Origin of the sequence: Schaalia turicensis (assembly GCF_019380255.1) — a bacterium.
Taxonomy (GTDB): Bacteria; Actinomycetota; Actinomycetes; order Actinomycetales; family Actinomycetaceae; genus Pauljensenia; species Pauljensenia turicensis_A.
Genome location: NZ_CP048928.1, coordinates 64150 through 85591 on the forward strand (window position 1 = coordinate 64150; position 21442 = coordinate 85591).

Annotated in this window: 13 protein-coding genes; 1 reads left to right on the forward strand and 12 read right to left on the reverse strand. The window is 58.4% G+C overall.

The window, feature by feature from the left end:
• Window positions 1-195: 195 nt before the first annotated feature.
• The 4 genes from nrdF to G5S47_RS00315 all read right to left on the reverse strand — a co-directional run bounded on the left by nrdF (window position 196) and on the right by G5S47_RS00315 (window position 6238).
• Window positions 196-1158, reverse strand: coding sequence for a class 1b ribonucleoside-diphosphate reductase subunit beta (gene nrdF / locus G5S47_RS00300; protein WP_103632838.1), 963 nt, complete (start codon window positions 1156-1158; stop codon window positions 196-198).
• Between the two features lie 218 nt (window positions 1159-1376).
• The gene (locus G5S47_RS00305; RefSeq protein WP_103632837.1) at window positions 1377-2735 is read right to left on the reverse strand and encodes an alpha/beta fold hydrolase; all 1359 of its coding nucleotides are present in this window, start codon (window positions 2733-2735) and stop codon (window positions 1377-1379) included.
• A 183-nt stretch (window positions 2736-2918) separates the two neighbouring features.
• Window positions 2919-3863, reverse strand: a complete 945-nt coding sequence (locus tag G5S47_RS00310; RefSeq protein ID WP_006680652.1) for a ribonuclease H family protein — start codon at window positions 3861-3863, stop codon at window positions 2919-2921.
• Window positions 3860-6238: a S9 family peptidase gene (locus tag G5S47_RS00315; RefSeq protein ID WP_219585580.1), complete on the reverse strand. Its 2379-nt coding sequence runs from the start codon at window positions 6236-6238 to the stop codon at window positions 3860-3862. The genes G5S47_RS00310 and G5S47_RS00315 overlap by 4 nt, the downstream gene beginning before the upstream one ends.
• Before the next feature lie 56 nt (window positions 6239-6294).
• On the opposite strand from G5S47_RS00315, the gene G5S47_RS00320 reads away from it, so the two are divergent.
• Window positions 6295-6489 (forward strand): hypothetical protein, encoded by a 195-nt coding sequence (locus tag G5S47_RS00320; protein WP_006680654.1) that lies wholly within the window; start codon window positions 6295-6297, stop codon window positions 6487-6489.
• 317 nt (window positions 6490-6806) lie between these two features.
• Here the strand turns inward: G5S47_RS00320 and G5S47_RS00325 are convergent, their stop codons facing one another.
• From G5S47_RS00325 to nrdI, 8 genes are all read right to left on the reverse strand, one after another.
• A complete protein-coding gene (locus tag G5S47_RS00325) occupies window positions 6807-9362 on the reverse strand; it encodes an ABC transporter permease (protein WP_219585581.1) in 2556 nt (851 codons plus the stop codon).
• Complete coding sequence (locus tag G5S47_RS00330; RefSeq protein WP_006680656.1) at window positions 9359-10120, reverse strand: ABC transporter ATP-binding protein; 762 nt, start codon at window positions 10118-10120, stop codon at window positions 9359-9361. Before G5S47_RS00330 ends, G5S47_RS00325 begins: the two co-directional genes overlap by 4 nt.
• A 108-nt stretch (window positions 10121-10228) precedes the next feature.
• Window positions 10229-11992 (reverse strand): ABC-ATPase domain-containing protein, encoded by a 1764-nt coding sequence (locus G5S47_RS00335; protein ID WP_040318352.1) that lies wholly within the window; start codon window positions 11990-11992, stop codon window positions 10229-10231.
• Between the two features lie 155 nt (window positions 11993-12147).
• Window positions 12148-15699, reverse strand: coding sequence for a proline dehydrogenase family protein (locus G5S47_RS00340; protein WP_219585582.1), 3552 nt, complete (start codon window positions 15697-15699; stop codon window positions 12148-12150).
• 200 nt (window positions 15700-15899) lie between these two features.
• On the reverse strand, window positions 15900-17396 hold the full coding sequence (gene putP / locus G5S47_RS00345) for a sodium/proline symporter PutP (RefSeq protein WP_219585583.1): 1497 nt from the start codon (window positions 17394-17396) through the stop codon (window positions 15900-15902).
• 282 nt (window positions 17397-17678) lie between these two features.
• Window positions 17679-18533: a hypothetical protein gene (locus G5S47_RS00350; RefSeq protein WP_219585584.1), complete on the reverse strand. Its 855-nt coding sequence runs from the start codon at window positions 18531-18533 to the stop codon at window positions 17679-17681.
• A 264-nt stretch (window positions 18534-18797) separates the two neighbouring features.
• Window positions 18798-20954, reverse strand: a complete 2157-nt coding sequence (gene nrdE / locus G5S47_RS00355; RefSeq protein WP_219585585.1) for a class 1b ribonucleoside-diphosphate reductase subunit alpha — start codon at window positions 20952-20954, stop codon at window positions 18798-18800.
• On the reverse strand, window positions 20924-21340 hold the full coding sequence (gene nrdI, locus G5S47_RS00360; RefSeq protein ID WP_103632827.1) for a class Ib ribonucleoside-diphosphate reductase assembly flavoprotein NrdI: 417 nt from the start codon (window positions 21338-21340) through the stop codon (window positions 20924-20926). The genes nrdE and nrdI overlap by 31 nt, the downstream gene beginning before the upstream one ends.
• Window positions 21341-21442 lie beyond the last annotated feature (102 nt).

Consider the following 21442-nt stretch of genomic DNA (forward strand, 5'->3'; position numbering starts at 1 on the left):
TTCCAACGGAAAAACGCTTCGCGTGAGCGTAAATGCACACACGTAACAAAAACAGTTTAACCGTCAACGCGAAAGTGAGGGTTTTTTGCGGACGCTTCTCCACGATTTCTAGGATAAATCCAGGGGTGAAACGAAAGAGCCCCGACAACCGTGCTGGTTGCCAGGGCCCTTGTCAGTTGTCTTGAAGGAGGGGCCTTAGAAGTCCCAGTCCTCGTCCTCGGTGTCGACGATCTCGCCGATGACGTAGGAGGAACCGGAGCCCGAGAAGAAATCGTGGTTCTCGTCGGCGTTCGGCGACAGAGCCGCCAGAATTGCCGGGTTCACGTTCGTCTCGTCGGCCGGGAACAGGGCCTCGTAGCCGAGGTTCATCAGCGCCTTGTTCGCGTTGTAGCGCAGGAACTTCTTCACGTCCTCGGTGAGGCCGAGCGGATCGTAGAGATCCTCCGTGTACTGCTCCTCGTTCTCGTAGAGCTCGTAGAGGAGGGAGTAGGTGTAATCCTTGAGCTCGTCGCGGCGCTCGGGAGAGGACTCGGCGACGGCGAGCTGGTACTTGTAGCCGATGTAGTAGCCGTGAACGGCCTCGTCGCGGATGATCAGGCGGATCAGGTCAGCGGTGTTCGTCAGCTTCGCGTGCGCCGACCAGTACATCGGAGCGTAGAAGCCCGAGTAGAAGAGGAAGGACTCGAGCATCGTCGAGGCGACCTTGCGCTTGGCCGGATCGTCGCCCTCGTAGTAGGACTTCACGATCTCGGCCTTCTTCTGGAGGGGCTCGTTCTCTTCCGACCAGCGGAAGGACTCGTTGATCTCCTCGGTGGACAGGAGGGTCGAGAAGATCGAGGAGTACGACTTCGCGTGCACGGACTCCATGAACGCGATGTTCGTGTAGACGGCCTCCTCGTGCGGGGTGCGCGCGTCGGGGATAAGGGAGATTGCGCCGACGGTGCCCTGCAGGGTGTCCAGCAGAGTCAGGCCGGTAAACACGCGGTTCGTCATCAGCTGCTCGTCCGGGTGCAGGGTTTTCCAGGACTGAATGTCGTTCGACAACGGCACTTTTTCAGGCAACCAGAAGTTGCCGGTGAGGCGATCCCAGACCTCGAGGTCCTTCTCGTCCTCAATGCGGTTCCAGTTGATCGCTTCAAAAACAGGCTGAGTGCTCACTGGTCTTCTTTCAATCCGGGGTGTGCTTCGTATCCAAGCGCGGGCGTTTGGGGGTATGGACATAGCCTACCCGCGATGTGGGTGGGTAGGTGAGGTGGGCGGGCGGCCGATCTTGTGAGATCGGCCAGTTGCGCACACATCGAGTGTGCACCAATCGACGAGGCCGCCTGCCGATCTTGGCTCTGCTCTTATCGCAGGCGGAGCCAGGGAGTCGGTGCTCAGTCGCGTACCAACTCGAAAAGGTGGTCGATAACGTTCGTTCCGGACGCGCGCAGACCGTCGTGCTGGTACTCGTTCGTGATCCACGTGCGTGCGCCACGGATTGTCGCCGCGGTATCGAGGGACAGTTCACGAGGCACAAACATGTCGTCGTAGTAGACGGCTGCTGCGACCGGGACGGTGTTGTGAGTCAGAACCTCGGGAATGTAGACGGCCGGCCAATCCGTGCGTGTCGCCAGAATGTCGCAGGCTTTGGCGAACGGGCGGAGGAACGGATCCTCGTCGAAGAAACGGCGCATCATGTGCTCGCCGGTCAGGTAGTAGGGCTCAGATTCGTCGAGTGGATCGGCATCCTTAGCGAAACCGGGGATTTCTTCGGCTAGACGGTCGGCGGACCAGTTCGTTGTCGTGCCCGCCAGGTCGGGGGTCGCACCCGCATAAATTGTTTCGTGCAGGACCGCGTACATGGGTGTACCTGCAATTTCCGCCGCGATGCCTTCGAGGAACTGGTGTGACAGACGACGCTGCCCACGCACCGTCGTCCACGGGCCTTCGAGCAGGTAGTGCAACATGTCTGTGCGCGTTGTTGTTCCCAGGCCCATGCCGATCATGCGGAATCGTGCGGGGCTGAGGCGTTCTCCTGTTGGCAGTAGTTCTTCGGTGTCGCGCAGGTGAGCGGCGATTTCACGGATCGTGCGCTCGTCGGATGCGTAGCGCGAGAAGTAGGTCTGGTTACGCTTCGCCGTGGCGGCGTATGTCCGGCGATAGATTTCGTCAACATGTGTAAGGCCCGGCAAACCACCCGTAAGTAGTGACTTTTCGAGGCCCTCTGGGGCGAGCGACAGATAAGCGGTCGTGATGAATCCGCCGAAGCTCTGGCCCAGAGTCGACCACTGTGCGTCGCCAGCCAGCTCACGGCGAACATGCTCGGCATCCCAGACAATCTGATCCTGGCGGAAAAGCATCAGGTAATCAGCCAACGCCTGGTCGTTGATGGACCCATCCGGGTTATCGAAGCGACCGGACTCCACCAAACTGCGCGCATCAAGGCGTCCCGACTGGCCAGTGCCTCGTTGATCTAATAGAACCAAGCGGTGGTCGTCGAGCAGACGCCCAAGCCAGCCATCGCGGAAGTCACCCGAACGAGGCGCGCCAAAACCGGGACCCCCCTGCAAATACACCAAGTAGGGGAGGTTTTCGCCACCGGGGCGGATCACCTCGCGCGCGAAAACCTCGATCGTTTCCAGCGTCTGCGGAGTCGATGCGGGTGCGTTCAGCGTCTTCCGGTGATCCAACGGGACGACGAAACGGTGTTCATTGACGGTGCAAGAGTGCTGAATATACGAGTTCACGAGCATGAACCCACTGTATCGCGGGCGGGCGATCCAATTCGCATACCCGCAACGATGTCAGTGAACCGAGAGCAAGCTGGCTCTTTGCGGGAGTGCGGTTGCAGGCTGGACATCACTCAGCAAATCTTGCGCGTGGGTCGCTACTGCTCGTTCGAGGGTCGCACTGTGGACGTCAGTGTGGCCTGCCTCTTAACCTTTCAGGGTTGTCTGATGATGAACCAGGCTCAGCCCACGCGGATTCTCACTTGGCTCCCAGATCGACAGTTCAACGCTGGCACCGGTCTCCCATCGCATCTCGTAGTGAACAAGCCAAGCGCTCCCCGCGGGAGTCACCGTCATACGACTGATCTTCGCATCAAGGGGGACAGGACCCTCCAAGGTCGTGGTCACGTTCCCGTTCGGCCAAACACGCGTGCAGTTCGGGGATGCAATCTGCTTTAAAACCGTTGATTCTCCTGCAAGCCAGGCGGTGAGGAACACCTTTTCATTCTCAATCAGACGCGACCTGTTATCCGATCCGGAACCATCACGCATCTCCATGAAAGAAGAGTCAGAAGAAGAAACCGGTTGCGAGGCGAATGCGCTCACTGCATCCTCGGCGGAATCACCCGTCTCGTTGGACTGCGAAGCAGGAGTTTCTATCCCGGTATCAGCAAAACCGGGGCCAGGCGTCGGAATGCGACCTGCTTGGTACTCTTCGGCGCATCCGCGCGCGAAGTCGTCGGCGAGCTCGTTCAGGGTGTGTCCAGCGTGCCCTTTCACCCATTCAAAGGTCACCTTCCGCCCAGCGATGACGCGGTCAATTTCTTGAATCAGTTCAAGGTTCTTGATCGGCTTCTTATCGGCTTTCACCCAACCGCGCTTCTTCCACCCGTGCATCCACTGAGAGATCACGTTGATCGCGTACTGCGAATCGGCCAAGATATGGAGCTCACAGTCAGCAAACCCAGCAGCTTCCGTGGCCTTCAATAGCTCAAGAACAGCGGTGAGTTCACCCAGATTGTTCGTCCCCGATTCCCAGCCACCGGCATCCCAGCAAGTGGCGTCAACGACCCACGCCCAGCCGGCGGGCCCAGGATTCCCAAGTGAAGAACCGTCAACGGCAGCAACGATACGGTTACCTGCAGGCGTCATCGCTGATCACCAGCCTTGTCCATTGCTTCGGATGCTTCAGACGTACCTAGTTCCGATGCTGCGGGCTCGCGAACTCCGACCTGCCCGAGCGCGAAAGCGAACTCTTCGGCGCGAGCCTTCCAGCGCCCTTCACGGCCAGACGGCCCAGCATGACCTGCAACCATCTGAGTACGCAGAACAATCGGACGCGAGGCGGCAAGGTCACCATCTGCGTTCTGCCCTGACGCTTCTCGTAGGCGTTGGACCCACTTGGTCGGCTCAACAAATTCAACGCGTGTGTCATTCACTGACGTTGTTGCCATAACTGCTGGCAGAGTGACGTTTTCTGGCACGTTCTCGTACGGCGTGTAGCCCTTCATAATCCGGAAGATCTCCGGGCTTTCAATGGGGTTACCCCACTCTTCCCATTCACCGACCGTCAAAGGAAGACTCGGATCCAAGATTGTCGTCAGAGCGTCGACGAAAGGAACACCAGCGATCACCGTTCGGTACAGGTCGGGAGCCATATTCAACACGGCACCCATCAACAGACCACCGGCACTTCGTCCCTCAGCAATGAGGCGTCCGGGAGCAACCCACCCTGATTCGACCATCCAACGCCCAACGTCAATGAAGTCGGTGAAAGTATTCACCTTCACGGCTTCCTTCCCATCGTCGTACCACGCGCGCCCCAGTTCGCCACCACCGCGGATATGCGCGATCGCAAACACCACACCGCGCTCAAAGATTGGCAGGCGGAGCGTCTCAAACTCGGGGTCATAGGAGACCTCGTACGACCCATATCCCAATTCCCACCCGGGATGTGTGCCGTCAGGTCGCACATCAACCCCGTGAATCAACGTAACCGGGATCTGAGTCTTCCCATCGCGAGCCGTTACCCACACACGCTCTTCCACCATCGTGGACGGATCCCAGCCGGGAGCCTCCGCGACCTTCAGTAATGTCGTTCCACCGCTGAACGGATCAACTTGGATCGTTGTTTCCGGTTGAATCTGCGACTGAACGCGCACGCGGAAGAAATGGTCATCAAAGCGCGGCCCATCGACGGAATCGATCGTGCGCACCGGAGCCTCGGCGTCGACGAAGTGTCCGCAGCCCCAGAGTTCGCCCAGTTCGTCGCCCGAAAGGGGACGAGGCCGGGCATCTCCACTGACGTCAAGAGCCGTGTTTCGTACCCGGTACTCCACTTGTGTCAGAGCATTCGAACGCATAGAAAGCACGCAGAACGATGCCCTAGCTTCCACTTCGAGCAGGCGTTCGCCTGTGCCCGCTTCGCGCACAGTGACCCACGCAGATGGGGGAGCAAAAGGCGCGGTTTCGTCAATCTCAATCGCTGATCCAGTTGCGCGATCGCCAAGAGAGCTACGTGAATAGTCAGCATCAACGGGAGTTGCCAGCGAAATAAGATCCGACGGATAAGTGGCAACGGCAAGCGTGCCCTCTTGTGACAGAGCAGTGTGCACCAGAAGCAGGTGATCGCCAGCAGAATCCACCGTCACCATCACACGCTTTGTCAGACCAGTTACTGGAAGTGGGCGCGTTGACGGACGATCCGGCAACCACACCCATGCCTGACCAGCGGTCGACGACATTGAATGAATGAGAACATGGAACGGGTCCCCACCATCGGAAATCCCCACTTCAAAACGCTCGTCAGGATCAACCAGAAGCAAACGATCCTGATCACGACCGGTGCCAAGCTGGTGCCACCAAACTTCGCACGCGCGCCACGCATCATCCACACCGATGTAAATAAACGAAGCGGAATCCGCCGCCCAGGCCAGCCCATAACCAGCGTCAACCACGGCTTCATCAACGATTTCGCCAGTATCGGCAACCTGAACAACCCACGTGAAGCGCTCATCCCCAGCAGTGTCCCGCGCCCACGCGATTAAGCGACCATCGGGGCTTGGCTGAATATCGGCGACCTTAAAGAACTCCTGTCCCTTTGCCAGAGCATTCTCGTCCAGAATCAGCGTCTCGCCAGGAAGAACATCATCAACACTGGGCTGAGGCGGAAGAGCAGACGCATCAACAATGCCCTTGCGATCGGCCGGCACACGATGATGCGTCGCATACGAATCGCCCTTATGCCACTTGCGGAAATACCAATAATCACCGTCCAAAACGGGAACCGAGACATCATCCAGAGCCGTATGCCCCTTCACCTCGGCTGTAATCGCTGCAGCCAATGACTCAGTTGGCTTACACACTTGATCCGCCCAGTGATTCTCTGCATCCAGGTGCGCGACCACATCAGCATTCGACTCATCGCGCAACCAATCCCAGCCATCATCAAAATGATCGCCGTGAATATCGCGGATGCGGTAGCCAAATCGACGTTCGGCCACAGGTGGAAGGGTGAATGTGCTCATGCACAGACTTTAACCCGCACCATGCACAATTGTTTTACATGGCCCCGTACGGGTAAATGAGCCTGCGCCTCAGCATCGACACCTTCACCGTCAATCCGGCAACCGCACGCGTCGGCGCGTTTAATGCTTCCCGTGGTCAAATGCGCTGGTTCGGCAAAGAAGACATGATGACCTTGGCCGACCTGCCAGCCAATGAGCGTTTGAACTCCCTGTTCACCGTTCTTACGGCATCGGTGCGCGCTCGAAAGTAGGGGAGTGGTTGGGCTTTCACTGGCTGGTTTTTGAGAGACTGACCGGTTTGTGTGCACGGGCTGCACCTGACGCGACGGTTTAGTGTCTGAGGGCGTGGTTGTGTCGCGTGGGGTGTAGGTGGTGCGGTGAGGAGGCGGGTTTTGTGCCCCGAACTGCATCTGACGCGACACTTTTGCCCTGAAAACCCCAGATCCGTCGCGCTAGGTGCAGTTCGTGTAGTCCCACGCAACACGCGAAAAACCGACGAGGTTCGGGCTTGAACGAAACTCGGGGTGCATCCGAATGGATGCACCCCGAGCCCCGACACGGAGCCGTGTTACTCAGTCGTCAGTGCCTCCACGGGAGAGACCTTTGCAGCCTTGCGTCCGGGCAACCACGAGGCGATCAAAGCGGCCAACACGGACACAGCAACAACCGCAATCAGCGTTCCCCACGGCATGGCGATTGCAATGGTCACGTCCTTTAAAGGCAGGGCGTATGTTCCCGCGATTCCAAAGATAATCCCCAGAATCACACCGATGGTTGACCCAGCCAACGCGATACAGACAGCTTCGACACTCAGCATCGTCTTAATATTCCGGCGGGTCATACCAAGAGCGCGCAACAGACCGTTCTCGCGGGTGCGCTCGGCAACCGACAGGCTGAGCGTATTCGTCACACCGACCAGTGCAATCAGAACTGAAATACCGAGCATTCCGATCACGACCAGTAGGACTTGATCGATCGCCCGGTTGTAGGTTTCGCGTTCAAGAGCGGTACCGTTCACCGAGTACTGGTCGTTGAGCGACAGCAGAGCGGACTGTACTTTGGTAGCACTCGCTTGGTCGTCCAGCTTCACTTGAATCGCACTCACACCGGCTGATGAATCCAGTTTGCCGAGGGCGTTCGCAGAGATTGAAACGTAGTCAGCCTGGGAGTGTTCATCGATGAGAGCGGTGAAGTCCGCACACTTTCCGTTCGAGGTACACACCTGAACCGTGTCTCCGGTCTTCACTGTGCTGCTCGAAAACTTTGCGGTCGTATCATCCAATACGTCAACCGTGGAGTGTGCGACCGAATTCAAGTCGGGCACGCCATCGATGAAGACATCAAGTGAATCGGTCCCCGCTGTCATCGTTCCGCTGGTCCCGTGAATCTCAACCGCCGCAGCAACACCTTGTGTCCCAGTGACCTCCGACAGAGCGGATGCGGGTAGCTCACCGCTGGCAGACTGCACGGTCAGATCGTAAGGACGAGCAGAATCAACCTCGGAAGTGAGTGTCTGACGCATTGATGCTGCGCCCACGCTCATCATGGTGATTAGGGTGACGCCAATGGCGATAGCAACACCTGTTGCTGCGGTGCGACCAGGATTGCGAAGAGTATTTTCGCGTGCCAGCTTCGCCGTAGTTCCCCGTCCAAGACTGCCCCACAGACGTGCCAAGGCCGGGATGAAAACGATCGATGCGCACATCATGGCGACCAGCGCGACCATTCCGGAAAGGAATGCGAGCAGGAAACCGCTGGTCGACCCACGCATGAACAGGCCAACACCCATACCTGCGAAGGCAAGTGCCGCAATGATGAGAGAAACAATGAAGAACACGCGATGCGACTTCTGCGAGGATGCGGTTTCCGCTTGATTACCCAGTGCCTCGATCGGAGACATGCGAGCAATCGAGCGCGCGGGGCGCAGGTTCGCGGCGATCGTCATCAGCGTGCCAGCCGCCCACGTGCCCGCCAAGGCGATCGGCGAGGCAGCCGAGGCAACTGCGTCAGAGAACGAGACAATCCCGAACCCGTTCAGGATCGCAAACCCACCCAATGCGCCCACGGCGGTACCGACCGCCGACGAGATGAGGCCGATCAATGCGGCCTCGCGCATGACCAACGACCGAGTTTGCTTCTTCGTTGCGCCAATGGCGCGTAGCAGGGCGAGCTCGCGGCGCCGCTGAGTCATTATCACCTGGAAGGTCGTCGCAACAACGATAATTGCGACAATCATCGAAATCACGGGGAAGACCAGGAATATCGCTCTGAGTGTTGCTGACCCGACGGCCAGTTGCTCAAGATCTCTTTCGTATGCCGCTTGGCCGGTCATTACTGTCAGACCGGTGTCATCGAGTGTCGTTGTCAGCGTGTTCGCCAACTTTTCTTGCTCAGCAATCGACGGGGAGGTGCTCGATGAGGCAACCAGAATGCTGGTCGTGTACTGCGAGTGATTGGACGCGGCAACCAAGCCGTCCGGTGTCATCATCGCAACACCTTGGCTCGTCGGCCCCGTTTTCACCAGGCCCGAAACGGTCAGGCTGGTCTTTGGAGCAGAAGCATCCTGCGTGTACGCAGCGCTTGCCTGAATCGTGTCGCCTACCTTCACGCCAAGGTTGTCGGCGGCGATCGTGTCGAGGAAGATCTCAGTGTCGCTGTTCGGAAGGGCACCTTCTGTTACTTCACTGCGGTGGAAAGGTTCCGGCTGGGTAGAGCTTGCCATGCGAACCGTGCGTTTAGCGCCATTCGACAGATTGAGGAAGGCCCGCTGTTGCGGTGCAATTGCCGTGACACCGTCGGTTGCCTTCAACTGATCGGTGACCTCTAAAAGATCCGAGTGGCCGGCATCGTAGAACTCGTCAGTAGCCTCGACCACCGCGGCAGCACTGTGGTAGGAATCGCGCGCACTCGCGGTCAGCGATGCGGTCATGCCGTTGCCGAGTGCCAGGAACACCATGATGAACGCGGTTGAAATCGCGACGGCGAGGCCGGTCGCCACGTAGCGATGACCGTGCGTCTTCACGTTGGCGCGGAGCAAGTGGCCAAGGGTTCCACGCGATGTGGAAGCGTCGGTACGAGGCTCGGATGTAGGGGCGAAATCGCCCGGTTGTTTAATGGAGCTCATCGTGCAGCCTCGCTCAGCTGAGCTTCGGTCGGCTTGGTCAGATCGGCACGGATCTTTCCGTCGCGCATCACCAGGACACGGTCGGCAATCAGAGCGGCGTTTTGATCGTGCGTCACCATGATGACGCTCTGCCCCAGCTGATCAACGGTGGCGCGAAGAAGTTGCAGGACCTCGCGCGAGGAAGCGGAGTCCAGGTTGCCGGTCGGTTCGTCGGCGACGATCACTGCTGGCTTCGATGCGAGCGCACGGGCAACGGCGACGCGTTGCTGCTGGCCACCAGACATTTCCTGCGGGCGATGCGTCAAGCGATTCCCGATGCCGAGCACGTCGATGATCATGGAGAGCCAACGGCGGTCAGGCTTTTGTCCGGCCAAGTGAAGGGGAAGCTCAATGTTTGCGCGCGCATCAAGAGTGGGAACAAGGTTGAAGCTCTGGAATACGAAACCGATGCGGTCGCGACGAAGACGGGTCAACGCGTCATCATCCAGTTGCGACAAGGTTTTACCTTCGATCCGAACCTCGCCACTGGTCGCCAAATCGAGACCGGCAAGCATGTGAAGCATGGTCGACTTACCTGAGCCCGACGGACCCATAATGGCGGTGAAGGTGTGCTCGTAAAAGTCGACGCTGACGTCGTCGAGCGCTGCGACGCGCGTATCATCCTGACCGTAAATCTTGGATACGTGATCAAGCGCGACAACGGGCGCGGACGACGAAATGGATGAGACTGACTGAGAGTGTGGAAGTGAAATGCTCATGCTTCAACTGTGCGCCGAGCAACGAGCTGCGCACTATGAGGGAAGCGCCCATTTCCACCCCCATTTTCTTGTGGGGGATGTCCCCGATTAACCTCGAATAGAGGGGGGTCAGTCCTTTTCCACGGAGTCGGTGGCGACAATACTGAGCCCGCGGAAACGGTTGATCGCGGCCCCAATGTCGACGCGTCGCGGGCGAGCCAAGAATGCCGGGTATGAGCGTGCCCCGAACTTTGTCAGCGCGTCCAAGCCTTCGGATGCGAACTGACGTTCAAGACGAGCAAGCAGTTCGGCTAGCGCCATCTTGCCGGCAGCATAGTTTTCCAAAACTCCTCGGACCGCCCACGCGATTGCTTCGGTCTGACCCGGATCGACGATTTGCTCCACGTCCGTCAGGGTGATTGTCTGGCGGTCGATCGTGATTTCGTCCAGGCCCGCGGACTTTGTCTTCGGGCGGTCGGACGTGGGGCGCAGGCGATGGGGGATACGAGGCGCGGGCATCGCGAATTCCTGCTTGTCATTACGAGGCCGCGGCATGTGTTCAGCTACATCCTTGGCGCGGGCGGTGACGTCCACGCAACGGTAAGTGTCAAGCATGAGGACGCAGTCGGCAACGTCCAGATAGTCGCCAGAACCGCCCATGACCATAATCGTTGAAACATTCTGCTTTGCAAGAGCTCCGATACGGTCAACGAGGGGAGTGATCGGCTCTTTTTCGGTGGCGACGAGGGCGCGCATACGCTCATCACGGATCAAGAGGTTCGTTGCCGAAGTGTCTTCGTCGATCAGCAGAAGAGGAGAGCCGAGTTCCACAGCCTCCATGATCGCCGCAGCCTGAGAGGTTGAGCCTGAAGCGTTCGACGTCGAGAAGTTCGTCGTGTCCGCGCCGGCCGGCAAATGTGAAATAAAGGGAGAAACATCGACTCCGGTCACGGTACGACCATCGGCTGCGCGTACCTTCATGGCGTCCGGAAGAGTTGCTACGAGCTCGCGACCGTCGCTTGGAACATGCGCGTACACGCCTCGTTGGATTGCTGATAATAGCGTCGACTTGCCGTGGTAGCCACCGCCGACGATTACGGTGACACCGGGAGCAATTGCCATGCCACTGACTGTGCCCGCGTGAGGAAGGTTCACCGTCTGACGCAGGGTCTGCGGGGATTCAAAAGTTACCGCGGTATCGGCGTCCATCGGAACCTGCGAAATCCCCGACTTACGGGCAAGCAACGAGCCATCGGCGATAAAAGACACCCAGTTGTTTTCCGCCAGAGAATCGATCAGAGCGCAATGATCCTCGTACGTTGCAATGTGGGTTTTCAGGGCAGAAGTCTTGGCGATGGTGATGTCATCGTCAGACACAAAATCAAACGTGTCCATCACAATGTTCGGAATATCCACGTCGAAAATACGGGCAGCTTCGCGGCCCATGATCGTTCGACCTCGCGCAGGCATCTGAACCTGGAAACGGATCTCAACATGATCGGGCATCACCTTCGCGCTTGAACGCTGCAGGATCTCTGGACCCGGGTGAGCGATCCGAATGGCACCACCACGAATGCGGTTTCTGATTGCTACCTCGAAGGCTCGCGCCAGGAAGTCAGCCGTCGCCAGACGAGCCTGACCATTCGCCAATGCTTCAGGTGGCAAGCCCATTCGATCAGGTTTCGCAGTTGCGCGAATCGACGACGGAGGAGCGTAAGGGTCGGACTGAATCCGATCAATGCTCAGCGAAAAATCGCCGTAATCCCAGTCGCCGATCACCGACTTATACGACCCGTAGGAGCGACCATCTAGACGGTCGAGGTCACGAATCAACTCTGTGTCAGAGCCAGAGCGTTTGTGGAACTTATCGTCGGTGTGAAAGCGAGGGACCATGCCCCTATCGTATCGGGTCGCTCCACCCCGGGCACAGGTCGCGCCGGCGGGCATTCCACGCACATAACGTGGTCGCTTTCCGATGCCCGCCGGCGCTATTCCTCACTCACACGGTTGAGGAAGCCTGTGCAGTACCCCGCACAGGGGCACCTCAGTCAGCCCTGCAAGACCTGCGTCGACAGGGGAGTGCGATTACCGAAACGATGGTTCGTGATCGACACTGCCTGCTCGTGAACGAACGGCAGAACCTCTACACGGCCAGAGTTTGTGACGGGGCCATCCCAGACGGCCACGTCAATCGAGCCACCCACGGCGCAACGCAGGTCGTCGCCGGCCTCGTCAATGAGACGAATACGCTCGTCGTAGTTGAATTCCACCTGTGTCAGACGCATAGTGAACTGATCGAAGTCTTCGACAACAACCCCGATACCCATGTGCGCCAGTAGCGACGCGATCGACGCGGGTAGCGGTGTGGTCGTGGAAACGGTCAGCTCAACATCGCCCCAACCGCCGCCGGTGGTCTCGCGAATCATTCCCTCACCCAGTGGATTCGAAGCGAAGGAACCCGTTGCCACGCCAGCCGAGATGACGCGCAGAATATCGGTCAGCGAAGCGCCCGCTCCGGCGCGAATCGTTGCACGTGCCGGAATGTAACGCAGAATATTGCGCTCCGCGGGCACCGCGCTCGGGTCATGTAAGACGTCGAATTCGGTGAACGCGGCCTCGTTATCCGACGAAATTGCCTTCGCCAAACGCTCCATCTCTTCGCTGTCAAGCACCTCGGATGCCGAATTGAGCAGATCACGCAACTGAGGCTTCAACGTGTGCGTCGACGGAGCGGAATCGAGTGGCGTGGACGCCAGCGAACCGAAGCCCAGCAGGTAGTTTGGGCCACCGGCCTTCGTGCCTTCGCCGACAACTGAACGCTTCCAGCCACCGAACGGCTGGCGACGCACGATCGCGCCCGTGATACCGCGGTTAACGTACACGTTGCCAGCTTCGACGTTGTTCAGCCAGTAGTTGATTTCGTCCGGATCCAGCGAGTGCAGGCCGGCGGTCAGACCGTACTCGACCATGTTCTGCGCTTCGATCGCCTCATCGAGCGTATCGACGCGGATAATGCCGAGGATCGGGCCGAAGTATTCGGTCAAGTGGTACTCGCTACCGACCTGGACACCCGAGCGGACACCAGGACTCCACAGTCGGTTCGTGTCATCGAGAGGCTTTGGGGTGATTTCCCACTTCTGACCTGGCTCCAACGTGGTCAGACCGCGCAGTAGCTTTCCGGTCGGCTCGGTCGCCAGCGGACCCATCTGAGCGCTCAGGTCATCTGACCAGGCGACATGCAGGGAACGAACCGCGTCAAGCAACTGGTTGCGCACGCGCTTCGAGAAGCCGACCGAACCGACCAGAATCACATAGGAGCAGGCAGAACACTTCTGACCAGCGTGACCGAACGCTGAGTTCACAACATCCTTTACGGCCAGATCAAGGTCGGCCGACGGAGTGATGATGATCGAGTTCTTACCCGAAGTTTCTGCCATGATCTTCATCGTTGGATCCCAGGAACGGAACAGTTCAGCCGTCCCAGCCGCGCCCGTCAGGACAACGCGACCCACACGCGGGTGCGTGACGAGGTCCTTACCCAGCGTGTCCTCGCCGACGGAGACAAACTGCAGGACATCCTTCGGGACACCCGCAGCCCACAGGCACTCGGCAATAACGGCGCCACAGCGAGCAGCCGGATCAGCAGGCTTCAAAATGACAGCCGATCCTGCAGCCAAAGCGGCCAGAACGCCACCGGCAGGAATTGCCAGCGGGAAGTTCCACGGCGGAGTAACCAAGGTCAGATCCACCGGAGTGAACTGGGCGCCATCGAGTTTTTCGAGCTCCAGAGCAAGCTGTGCGTAGTAGTGGGCAAAGTCGGTAGCTTCGGAAACCTCGACGTCAGCCTGTTCCAGGGACTTGCCCAGTTCGGAGCCGGCAACCTCGATCAGATCCGCGCGACGACGGGCCAGCTCAACACCTGCGCGGTGCAGGATATCGCTACGCTCTGCGGCGCTACGAGTCGCCCATTCCTTGCCGGCGTTCGCGGTCGCCTCGACGAGGTTGTCCAGGGTTTCGCGATCAGTGATCGTCCCCGCTTCAAGGGTCGAAGTTCCCAGAGTTGAGGTCGGGATACGCTCGGCGATTTCACGTGCCCACTGTAGGTTGACCGGAAGAGCCGGATCCGAATCCGCAGTGTTCGCGAAGATCCAGTTACCGTTCGAGTCCTTCAACGGTGCAGCCAGGTCGTCGGCAGTTTCCGACGTGCGGTCCTGGGTACGATTTGCGCCAACACGGCTGATTCCCTCGCGCTTCATCTGCTCAACTGCGGCAAGGAAGCGAGTCTTTTCCTTATCGAATGACACTTGCGAGGTGCCGATATCGAAGATCGACGCCATGAAGTTATCGTCCGCAGAGTTTTCTTCCAGTCGGCGCACCAGGTACGCGATGGCAACGTCGTATTCGTCGGGGTGAACGACGGGCACGTACAGCAACAGGTTGCCGACTTCCTGACGAACAGCGGCCGCCTGCTGCATCGCCATACCGGACAGCATTTCGAATTCAACGTGGTCGGTAACACCGCGTTCCTTCGCCAGCTCCCATGCGCAGGCGACTGTGAACAGGTTGTGTCCCGCGACGCCGATGTTGACGTTCTGAATACGGTCGGGGTGCATCGCCCAATCCAGGACTCGCACGTAGTTCGCATCCGTCGACTGCTTCGAATCCCAGGTCGTCAGATCCCAGCCGTGCATCGCGGCATCGACGCGCTCCATTGCCAGGTTTGCGCCCTTCACGACACGCACCTTGATCGGTGCTCCGCCACGCGCCCTGCGTGCTGCCGCCCATTCCTGCAGATCCTTCATGACGTTTAAGGTGTCGGGCAGATAGGCCTGAAGCACGATGCCGGCACGCAGCCCCAGGCATTCTTCACGGTCGAGGATCGTCTTGAACACGTCGACCGTCAGCTGAAGGTCGTGGTATTCCTCCATGTCCAAGTTGATGAACTTGCCACCGGCGCTGACCGCGTACTGGTAGAGCGGAAGCAATTCGCGTACCGCGTGGTCAACGATCTGGTCGTATCCCCACGGGTTGTGCGGGCCGGTCACCGCCGAAACCTTCAGTGAAACGTAGTCAACATCCGGGCGCTCCAGCAGACGACGAGTGTCGTCGAGACGCTTGCGAGCTTCCTTCTCGCCCAGCACGGCTTCGCCGAGCAGGTTCATGTTCAGGCGCGCGCCATCTTTACGAAGTCGCTCGATTGCTGGACCGAGCTTCTCGTCGGACACATCAACGACAAGATCACCAACAAGGCGTGCAAACACCTTGCGGGCAGCGGGAACAGCGATTGACGGAACTAGCGTGCCAGCCTTACCGCCAACCAGTGCAGGAGTGCGCAGATACCACGGCAAGAACTTCGGGTTCTTCGCGCCGACCTCGGCAAGGTGGCGTGCGGCCACCTTCTGGTCTTCGGGGCGAACTACTCCGTCAACGAATGAAACGGTGTAATCCAAGCCCTCTTCGTCCTTCAACACGCCGGCCAGCAACTGTGCTGCCGGGTCAGTCGGGAACTGTGTCGATGATGTCGCCCAACGCCTCGCGGTAGCAAGCGCGCGGTCAACGATCGTTTCGAAATCCGTGGTGGGGTTTTCTGATTCAGACATTCTTCCTCGATTACTTTGTTCAGTGGTGTGTGAGTGAGTTGGAAAGATTCAGTGCGGTGATGTTCAGTCGACGAGGTCGCCCACCCCGTTTCAGGCCGTGGCGGTTCAGCGGGCGAGGTGGCCTCGTCAATTCTGAAATAGAGGGATCTGACTGCTTCGTGCCACCTGCATTCGTGGCGAAGTAGCGCGAAGCTGAGGCGTCAGATGCCTTGAGTTTCTGCGATCGTCTGGTCGAACTCGGCATCAATTTCCGGGTGTGGCTTCCACGTTGCACGCGACACGATGGCCGCAACGATGAGGTTCAGAAGGAAGCCGGGGACGATCTCGTACAGGTCGAAGATGCCACCCGAAATGTTGCCCCAGATGCCAACGACGACCGCGCCGGTCACCATGCCGGCGATTGCGCCTGCCGAGGTGAGTTTGCGCCAGTACAGCGACAGGATCACGATCGGACCGAATGATGCGCCGAAGCCGGCCCACGCGAACGCCACCAGACCCAGAATCGAGTCGGATCTTTGCCACGCCAGAAGCGCTGCGATCAGAGCGATCACGCCAACCGCGATACGACCAGCAAGAACACCGTCAGCGCCGTTCAGTTCGCGCTTCGTGTAGGCGCGGTAGATATCTTCGACCAGTGCGGACGAGGTCACCAGAAGCTGGGACGAAATGGTCGACATGATGGCGGCGAGGATCGCTGCAAGCATGAACCCTGCGATGAAGGGGTGGAAGAGCAACTGCCCGAGGCTGATGAAGACGCCTTCGGGGTTCGCGAGCTTTCCTTCGTCATGCTGGTAGACGGCGATGCCGACCAGTGCTGTCATGACTGCACCAATCACGGATAGGAGCATCCAACTGATACCGATGCGACGACCCTGTTTGGCCTCCGCGGTAGAACGCAGGGCCATGAAGCGGACGATGATGTGCGGCTGACCGAAGTAGCCGAGGCCCCACGCGAGCGCCGACACGATGCCGAGGATTGCCGCGCCGGACAGGGTGGCTTCACCGTGAGTGAGCGAGAAGATCGTCGGATCGATGCGGTTCACTTCGCTCATCAGATTGGAGAAGCCACCAACGTGGATGACGCCCACAACCGGCACCAGGATGAGCGCGATCAGCATCATGATGCCCTGAACGACGTCGGTCCAAGACACGGCAAGGAAGCCACCGACCAGCGTGTACAGCACTGTCGTCGCAGCGATGATGACCATACCCAGGTGGTAGTCCATGCCGAATGATGATTCGAAGAACGCGCCACCGGCGACCATGCCCGATGAAACGTAGAACGTGAAGAACACGGTGATGACAAGGCCAGCAACGATACGAACAATATTGGAGGTATCGCGTAGGCGTTGGCCGAGGAACGATGGAACGGTGATCGAGTTCGATGCGATCTTCGAGTATGCGCGAAGCCTGGGGGCGGTGAACTTCCAGTTCAGCCATGCGCCGACGGTCAGGCCAACTGCGATCCAGCCTTCGATGAGACCGTTGAGGTAGAGCGCGCCGGGCAAGCCCATGAGGAGCCAGCCGGACATGTCGGCTGCGCCTGCGGAAAGGGCTGCGACGCCGGGGCCAAGATCTCGGCCACCGAGCATGTAGTCGTCAAGGCTCTTAGTGCGGTTGTATGCGAAAAGACCGATCATGACCATCGCCAATAGGTAGATGATCATCGCCACGGCCTGGAAAGTAGTCTCAGTCATAAGGAGCTCCTAGCGTTGTCGCGTTATCGGGGCCCGAGGTGGTGGGCTCGGATAGTGGTGCGAGTTGGGAGCCAGCGTGCTTGCTGGGATGCCCCGAAGCGCCGTTGCATCGGGTTGTGTTGAGCATAACACCTCTAGGACTTTAGTCGCACATGGTTTTGGGATGAGATATTGCGCGAAAAACAACCGCTCACTGCGACATTTCGGAGAATGCCTCAAAAATGTCGCAGTGAGCGGGAGAGCCAGTTCGGTGAATGTGGTGAGCTCACCAGCAGAGCGTCGCTAAACAAGCAGTACGGTGAGCGCGGCGATCAAGAAGATCAACACGAAAAACGCTGGCACAACGCCCCACAAGGCAACACCGACAATGCCGAGAATGCGACCGACCTTCGCATTCGACACGATGTCGGCGCTGACCCCGTTTTCCTGAGCCTGACGCAGGATCGAATTACCCCACAGCCACGCGGGAATCGAACCAAAGAGGCCGATGAGCGCCAGTCCGAGAATGCCGAGGATCAAGACGGTGGTCGAATTCGACTTCAATTCCTGCGCCAGAGGAGTCATCTGGAACGTCATCCCATACGGTGCCTGGGCAAAGCCGTTTGCCCCATACGGTGCCTGGGCTCCATACTGACCGCCGTTGTACTGGCCGTATGGTTGCTCGGGCTGGACACCCGGTTGCCCGTAAGGATTCTGCTGATCGAACTGCGGTGCGGTGTAGGCACCCTGGCTAGCGGTTGTCGGCTGCTCGCGTGCCGGCGATGCCCACGGATTCTGTTCCCACGTTGGCTGAGTCGGGGTTGAATCCTCGACTACGTCCGCCTCAACGTCTTTCACTTCAGGGGCGGGTTCGCTGGCAAGTTCCGTCGTCTCAGCGGTTTCCTTAGTGGGAAGCACCATGGTTTCTTCGACAGTGCCCACAGTGGAATCGCCAACGGGAAGCTCAGTTGTCTCCTCGGTCGGGAGCAGTTCTGTTGCTTCTTCTAGCGGAGAATTCTTCTGTGCAACAGGCTCTGGTGAGTCAGTATCCGCAGGTGCTACCTCTGCTTCTTCAGCGTTCGCTTCAATGACCTGCTCTTCAGCTGGGGTGTCTTCCTGCTTTTCGGCTTCTTCGGGGTTCGGCTGCTGATCCGTCATAATGTCCCTTCAACTTGATGTTGATACCAGTCTAGGAAAGGCGGGTGCACCTCAATAGTGGGGACTCCCCTGACTAATCCCCGATCAACCCCCGTAACGTCCCCTTTCCGTCAGAGTGCAACAATCAAGCAATTCCGTAGTCGTTTGGGCAATGCACTGTGAAAGTGGGAAAAGAAATCCCGGCCTCGTGAATTCAAATCAACGAGGCCGGGATTCTCAGTGGCCAACTACCACCGCGCCGGGGGCAGGTGGCGGACTGAATGCTTAGAGCATGCAGGACACGCACCCCTGAACTTCGGTGCCTTCCAGCGCCATCTGACGAAGACGCATGTAGTACAGGGTCTTGATGCCCTTCTTCCACGCGTAAATGTAGGACTTGTTAATGTCACGCGTCGTTACGGTATCCGGGTAGAAGAGCGTGAGCGACAGCCCCTGATCCACGTGCTGAGTAGCAACCGCGTAGGTGTCGATGATCTTCTCCGGGCCGATCTCGTAGGCGTCCACGTAGTACTCGCGGTTCTCGTTCGTCATGTACGGAGCCGGGTAGTAGACACGACCGATCTTGCCTTCCTTACGGATCTCTATCTGAGAAACGATCGGGTGGATCGACGAGGTCGAGTTGTTGATGTACGAAATCGAGCCGGTCGGCGGGATCGCCTGCAGGTTCTGGTTGTACATGCCGTACTGCTTCACATTGGCGGCTAGAGCCTTCCAATCGTCAGCCGTCGGAATGTGGATCGTCGACTTTGCGAGCAGCTCACGGCACTTGTCCGTGGTCGGTTCCCACGTGCCATTGATGTACTTCTCGAAGTACTCGCCGGACGCATACTTTGAATCCTCGAAGCCTTCGAAGGAGACGCCGCGTTCTTTCGCGATCAGGCAGGACGCCTTGATTGCTTCATAGGCGACAGCCAGGAAGTACATGTTCGTGAAGTCCAGAGCCTCTTGAGAGCCGTACATGACGTGTTCGCGAGCAAGGTAACCGTGCAGGTTCATTTGGCCCAGGCCGATCGCGTGGCTCATCGCGTTGCCTCGAGCAATCGAGGGAACCGATTGAATATCCGACAGGTCGGAGACAGCGGTCAGACCGCGGATTGCCGTTTCGATCGTTGTCGAGAAGTCCTCAGAATCCATCGTCTTGGCGATGTTCAACGAACCCAGGTTGCAGGAAATGTCCTTGCCGACGTGGCTGTAGGTCAGGTCAGCGTTGTAGGTCGAGGCCTCGGACACCTGCAGAATTTCGGAGCAGAGGTTCGACATCGTGATGCGGCCCTTGATCGGGTTCGCGCGGTTCACAGTATCTTCGAAGACGATGTACGGGTAGCCGGATTCGAACTGAATTTCAGCGAGGGTCTGGAAGAAACGACGAGCGTTGATCTTCTTCTTGTGAATGCGGCCGTCGTCAACCATCTCGCGGTACTTTTCAGAAACGGAGATTTCAGAGAAGGGAACGCCGTAGACGCGCTCGACGTCGTAGGGGCTGAACAGGTACATGTCCTCGTTGTTACGTGCGAGTTCGAACGTAATATCGGGGATCACAACGCCCAACGACAGGGTCTTGATGCGGATCTTTTCGTCAGCGTTCTCACGCTTCGTGTCGAGGAACTGCATGATGTCCGGGTGGTGTGCGCTGAGGTAAACGGCACCCGCACCTTGACGCGCACCCAGCTGGTTCGCGTAAGAGAAGGAGTCCTCCAGAAGCTTCATGACCGGGACAACGCCACTGGACTGGTTCTGGATCTTCTTAATCGGAGCGCCGGCTTCGCGCAGGTTCGTCAGCGACAGGGCGACGCCACCACCGCGCTTCGACAGCTGAAGAGCAGAGTTAATGCCACGGGCGATCGACTCCATGTTGTCTTCGATACGTAGCAGGAAGCAGGATACGAGTTCGCCGCGCGCAGCCTTGCCAGCGTTCAGGAAGGTCGGGGTTGCAGGCTGGAAACGGCCGGCCATGATCTCTTCCACGAACTGCTGAGCGAGCTTCACATCTCCGCGAGCCAAGTACAGGGAGACCATCGCAACACGGTCTTCGAAACGCTCCAGGTAGCGCTTACCGTCGAACGTCTTCAGCGTGTAGGACGTGTAGTACTTGAACGCGCCGAGGAACGTGGGGAAGCGGAATTTGTGCGCGTAGGCGCGCTTGAACAGGTCCTTGATGTCCTGGAACTCGTATTGGTCCAGAACAGCCTGCTCGTAGTAGCCCTCTTCAACCAGGTATTCCATCTTTTCTTCCAGGTCGTGGAAGAAGACGGTGTTCTGGTTGACGTGCTGCAAGAAGTATTGGCGAGCTGCCTTACGATCTGCGTCGAACTGGATCTTGCCATTGGCATCGTAGAGGTTCAGCTGGGCGTTCAGAGCGTGGTAATCGAGCTCTGGGTTACTGATTTCTTCTACGCCTGTGTCGGTGAGATTTTCTGCCAAAACTCTTTCAGTCCTTCTCGAACTCGTGAGACGTCCTCGGGGGTTCCGAGTAGCTCGAACTTATACATATGGGGGACACTCAGCTTCGTTGCAACGATATCGCCTGCGAGGCAGTACGCGGTGCCGAAATTCGTATTTCCTGATGAGATGACTCCCACGCAGTGAGACCTGTTACCCGGGTCGTTGAGGAAGGCGATGACCTGCTTGGGAACCGCGCCCTTGAGGTTGCCCCCGCCGTATGTGGGAACAATCAGCACGTAGGGCTGGTCGACGTGCAGGAACTCGTCGCTTTTCAGCAGCGGGATGCGCTGCGCGGGCAGGCCAAGCTTCTCAACGAACCGGCGAGTATTCCCGGTTGCTGAGGAAAAGTAAACGATGTTCACCATGATGGACCTGCCGTTTGTGCTGCTGTGGTGTGGCGCACCGTGCGCCTAGGTGCGATTCGATTGTATTGACGAGGCCGGACATCTCAGTACTGTTTGAGAATG

What these genes read in the sequence shown, in the direction of transcription:
- G5S47_RS00310 (WP_006680652.1), bottom strand. Translation starts at nt 3,863, where the DNA reads ATGACGCCTGCAGGTAACCGTATCGTTGCTGCCGTTGACGGTTCTTCA.
- G5S47_RS00350 (WP_219585584.1), bottom strand. Translation starts at nt 18,533, where the DNA reads ATGACGGATCAGCAGCCGAACCCCGAAGAAGCCGAAAAGCAGGAAGAC.
- G5S47_RS00325 (WP_219585581.1), bottom strand. Translation starts at nt 9,362, where the DNA reads ATGAGCTCCATTAAACAACCGGGCGATTTCGCCCCTACATCCGAGCCT.
- G5S47_RS00320 (WP_006680654.1), top strand. Translation starts at nt 6,295, where the DNA reads ATGAGCCTGCGCCTCAGCATCGACACCTTCACCGTCAATCCGGCAACC.
- G5S47_RS00335 (WP_040318352.1), bottom strand. Translation starts at nt 11,992, where the DNA reads ATGGTCCCTCGCTTTCACACCGACGATAAGTTCCACAAACGCTCTGGC.
- G5S47_RS00330 (WP_006680656.1), bottom strand. Translation starts at nt 10,120, where the DNA reads ATGAGCATTTCACTTCCACACTCTCAGTCAGTCTCATCCATTTCGTCG.
- putP (WP_219585583.1), bottom strand. Translation starts at nt 17,396, where the DNA reads ATGACTGAGACTACTTTCCAGGCCGTGGCGATGATCATCTACCTATTG.
- G5S47_RS00340 (WP_219585582.1), bottom strand. Translation starts at nt 15,699, where the DNA reads ATGTCTGAATCAGAAAACCCCACCACGGATTTCGAAACGATCGTTGAC.
- G5S47_RS00315 (WP_219585580.1), bottom strand. Translation starts at nt 6,238, where the DNA reads ATGAGCACATTCACCCTTCCACCTGTGGCCGAACGTCGATTTGGCTAC.
- G5S47_RS00305 (WP_103632837.1), bottom strand. Translation starts at nt 2,735, where the DNA reads ATGCTCGTGAACTCGTATATTCAGCACTCTTGCACCGTCAATGAACAC.
- nrdI (WP_103632827.1), bottom strand. Translation starts at nt 21,340, where the DNA reads ATGGTGAACATCGTTTACTTTTCCTCAGCAACCGGGAATACTCGCCGG.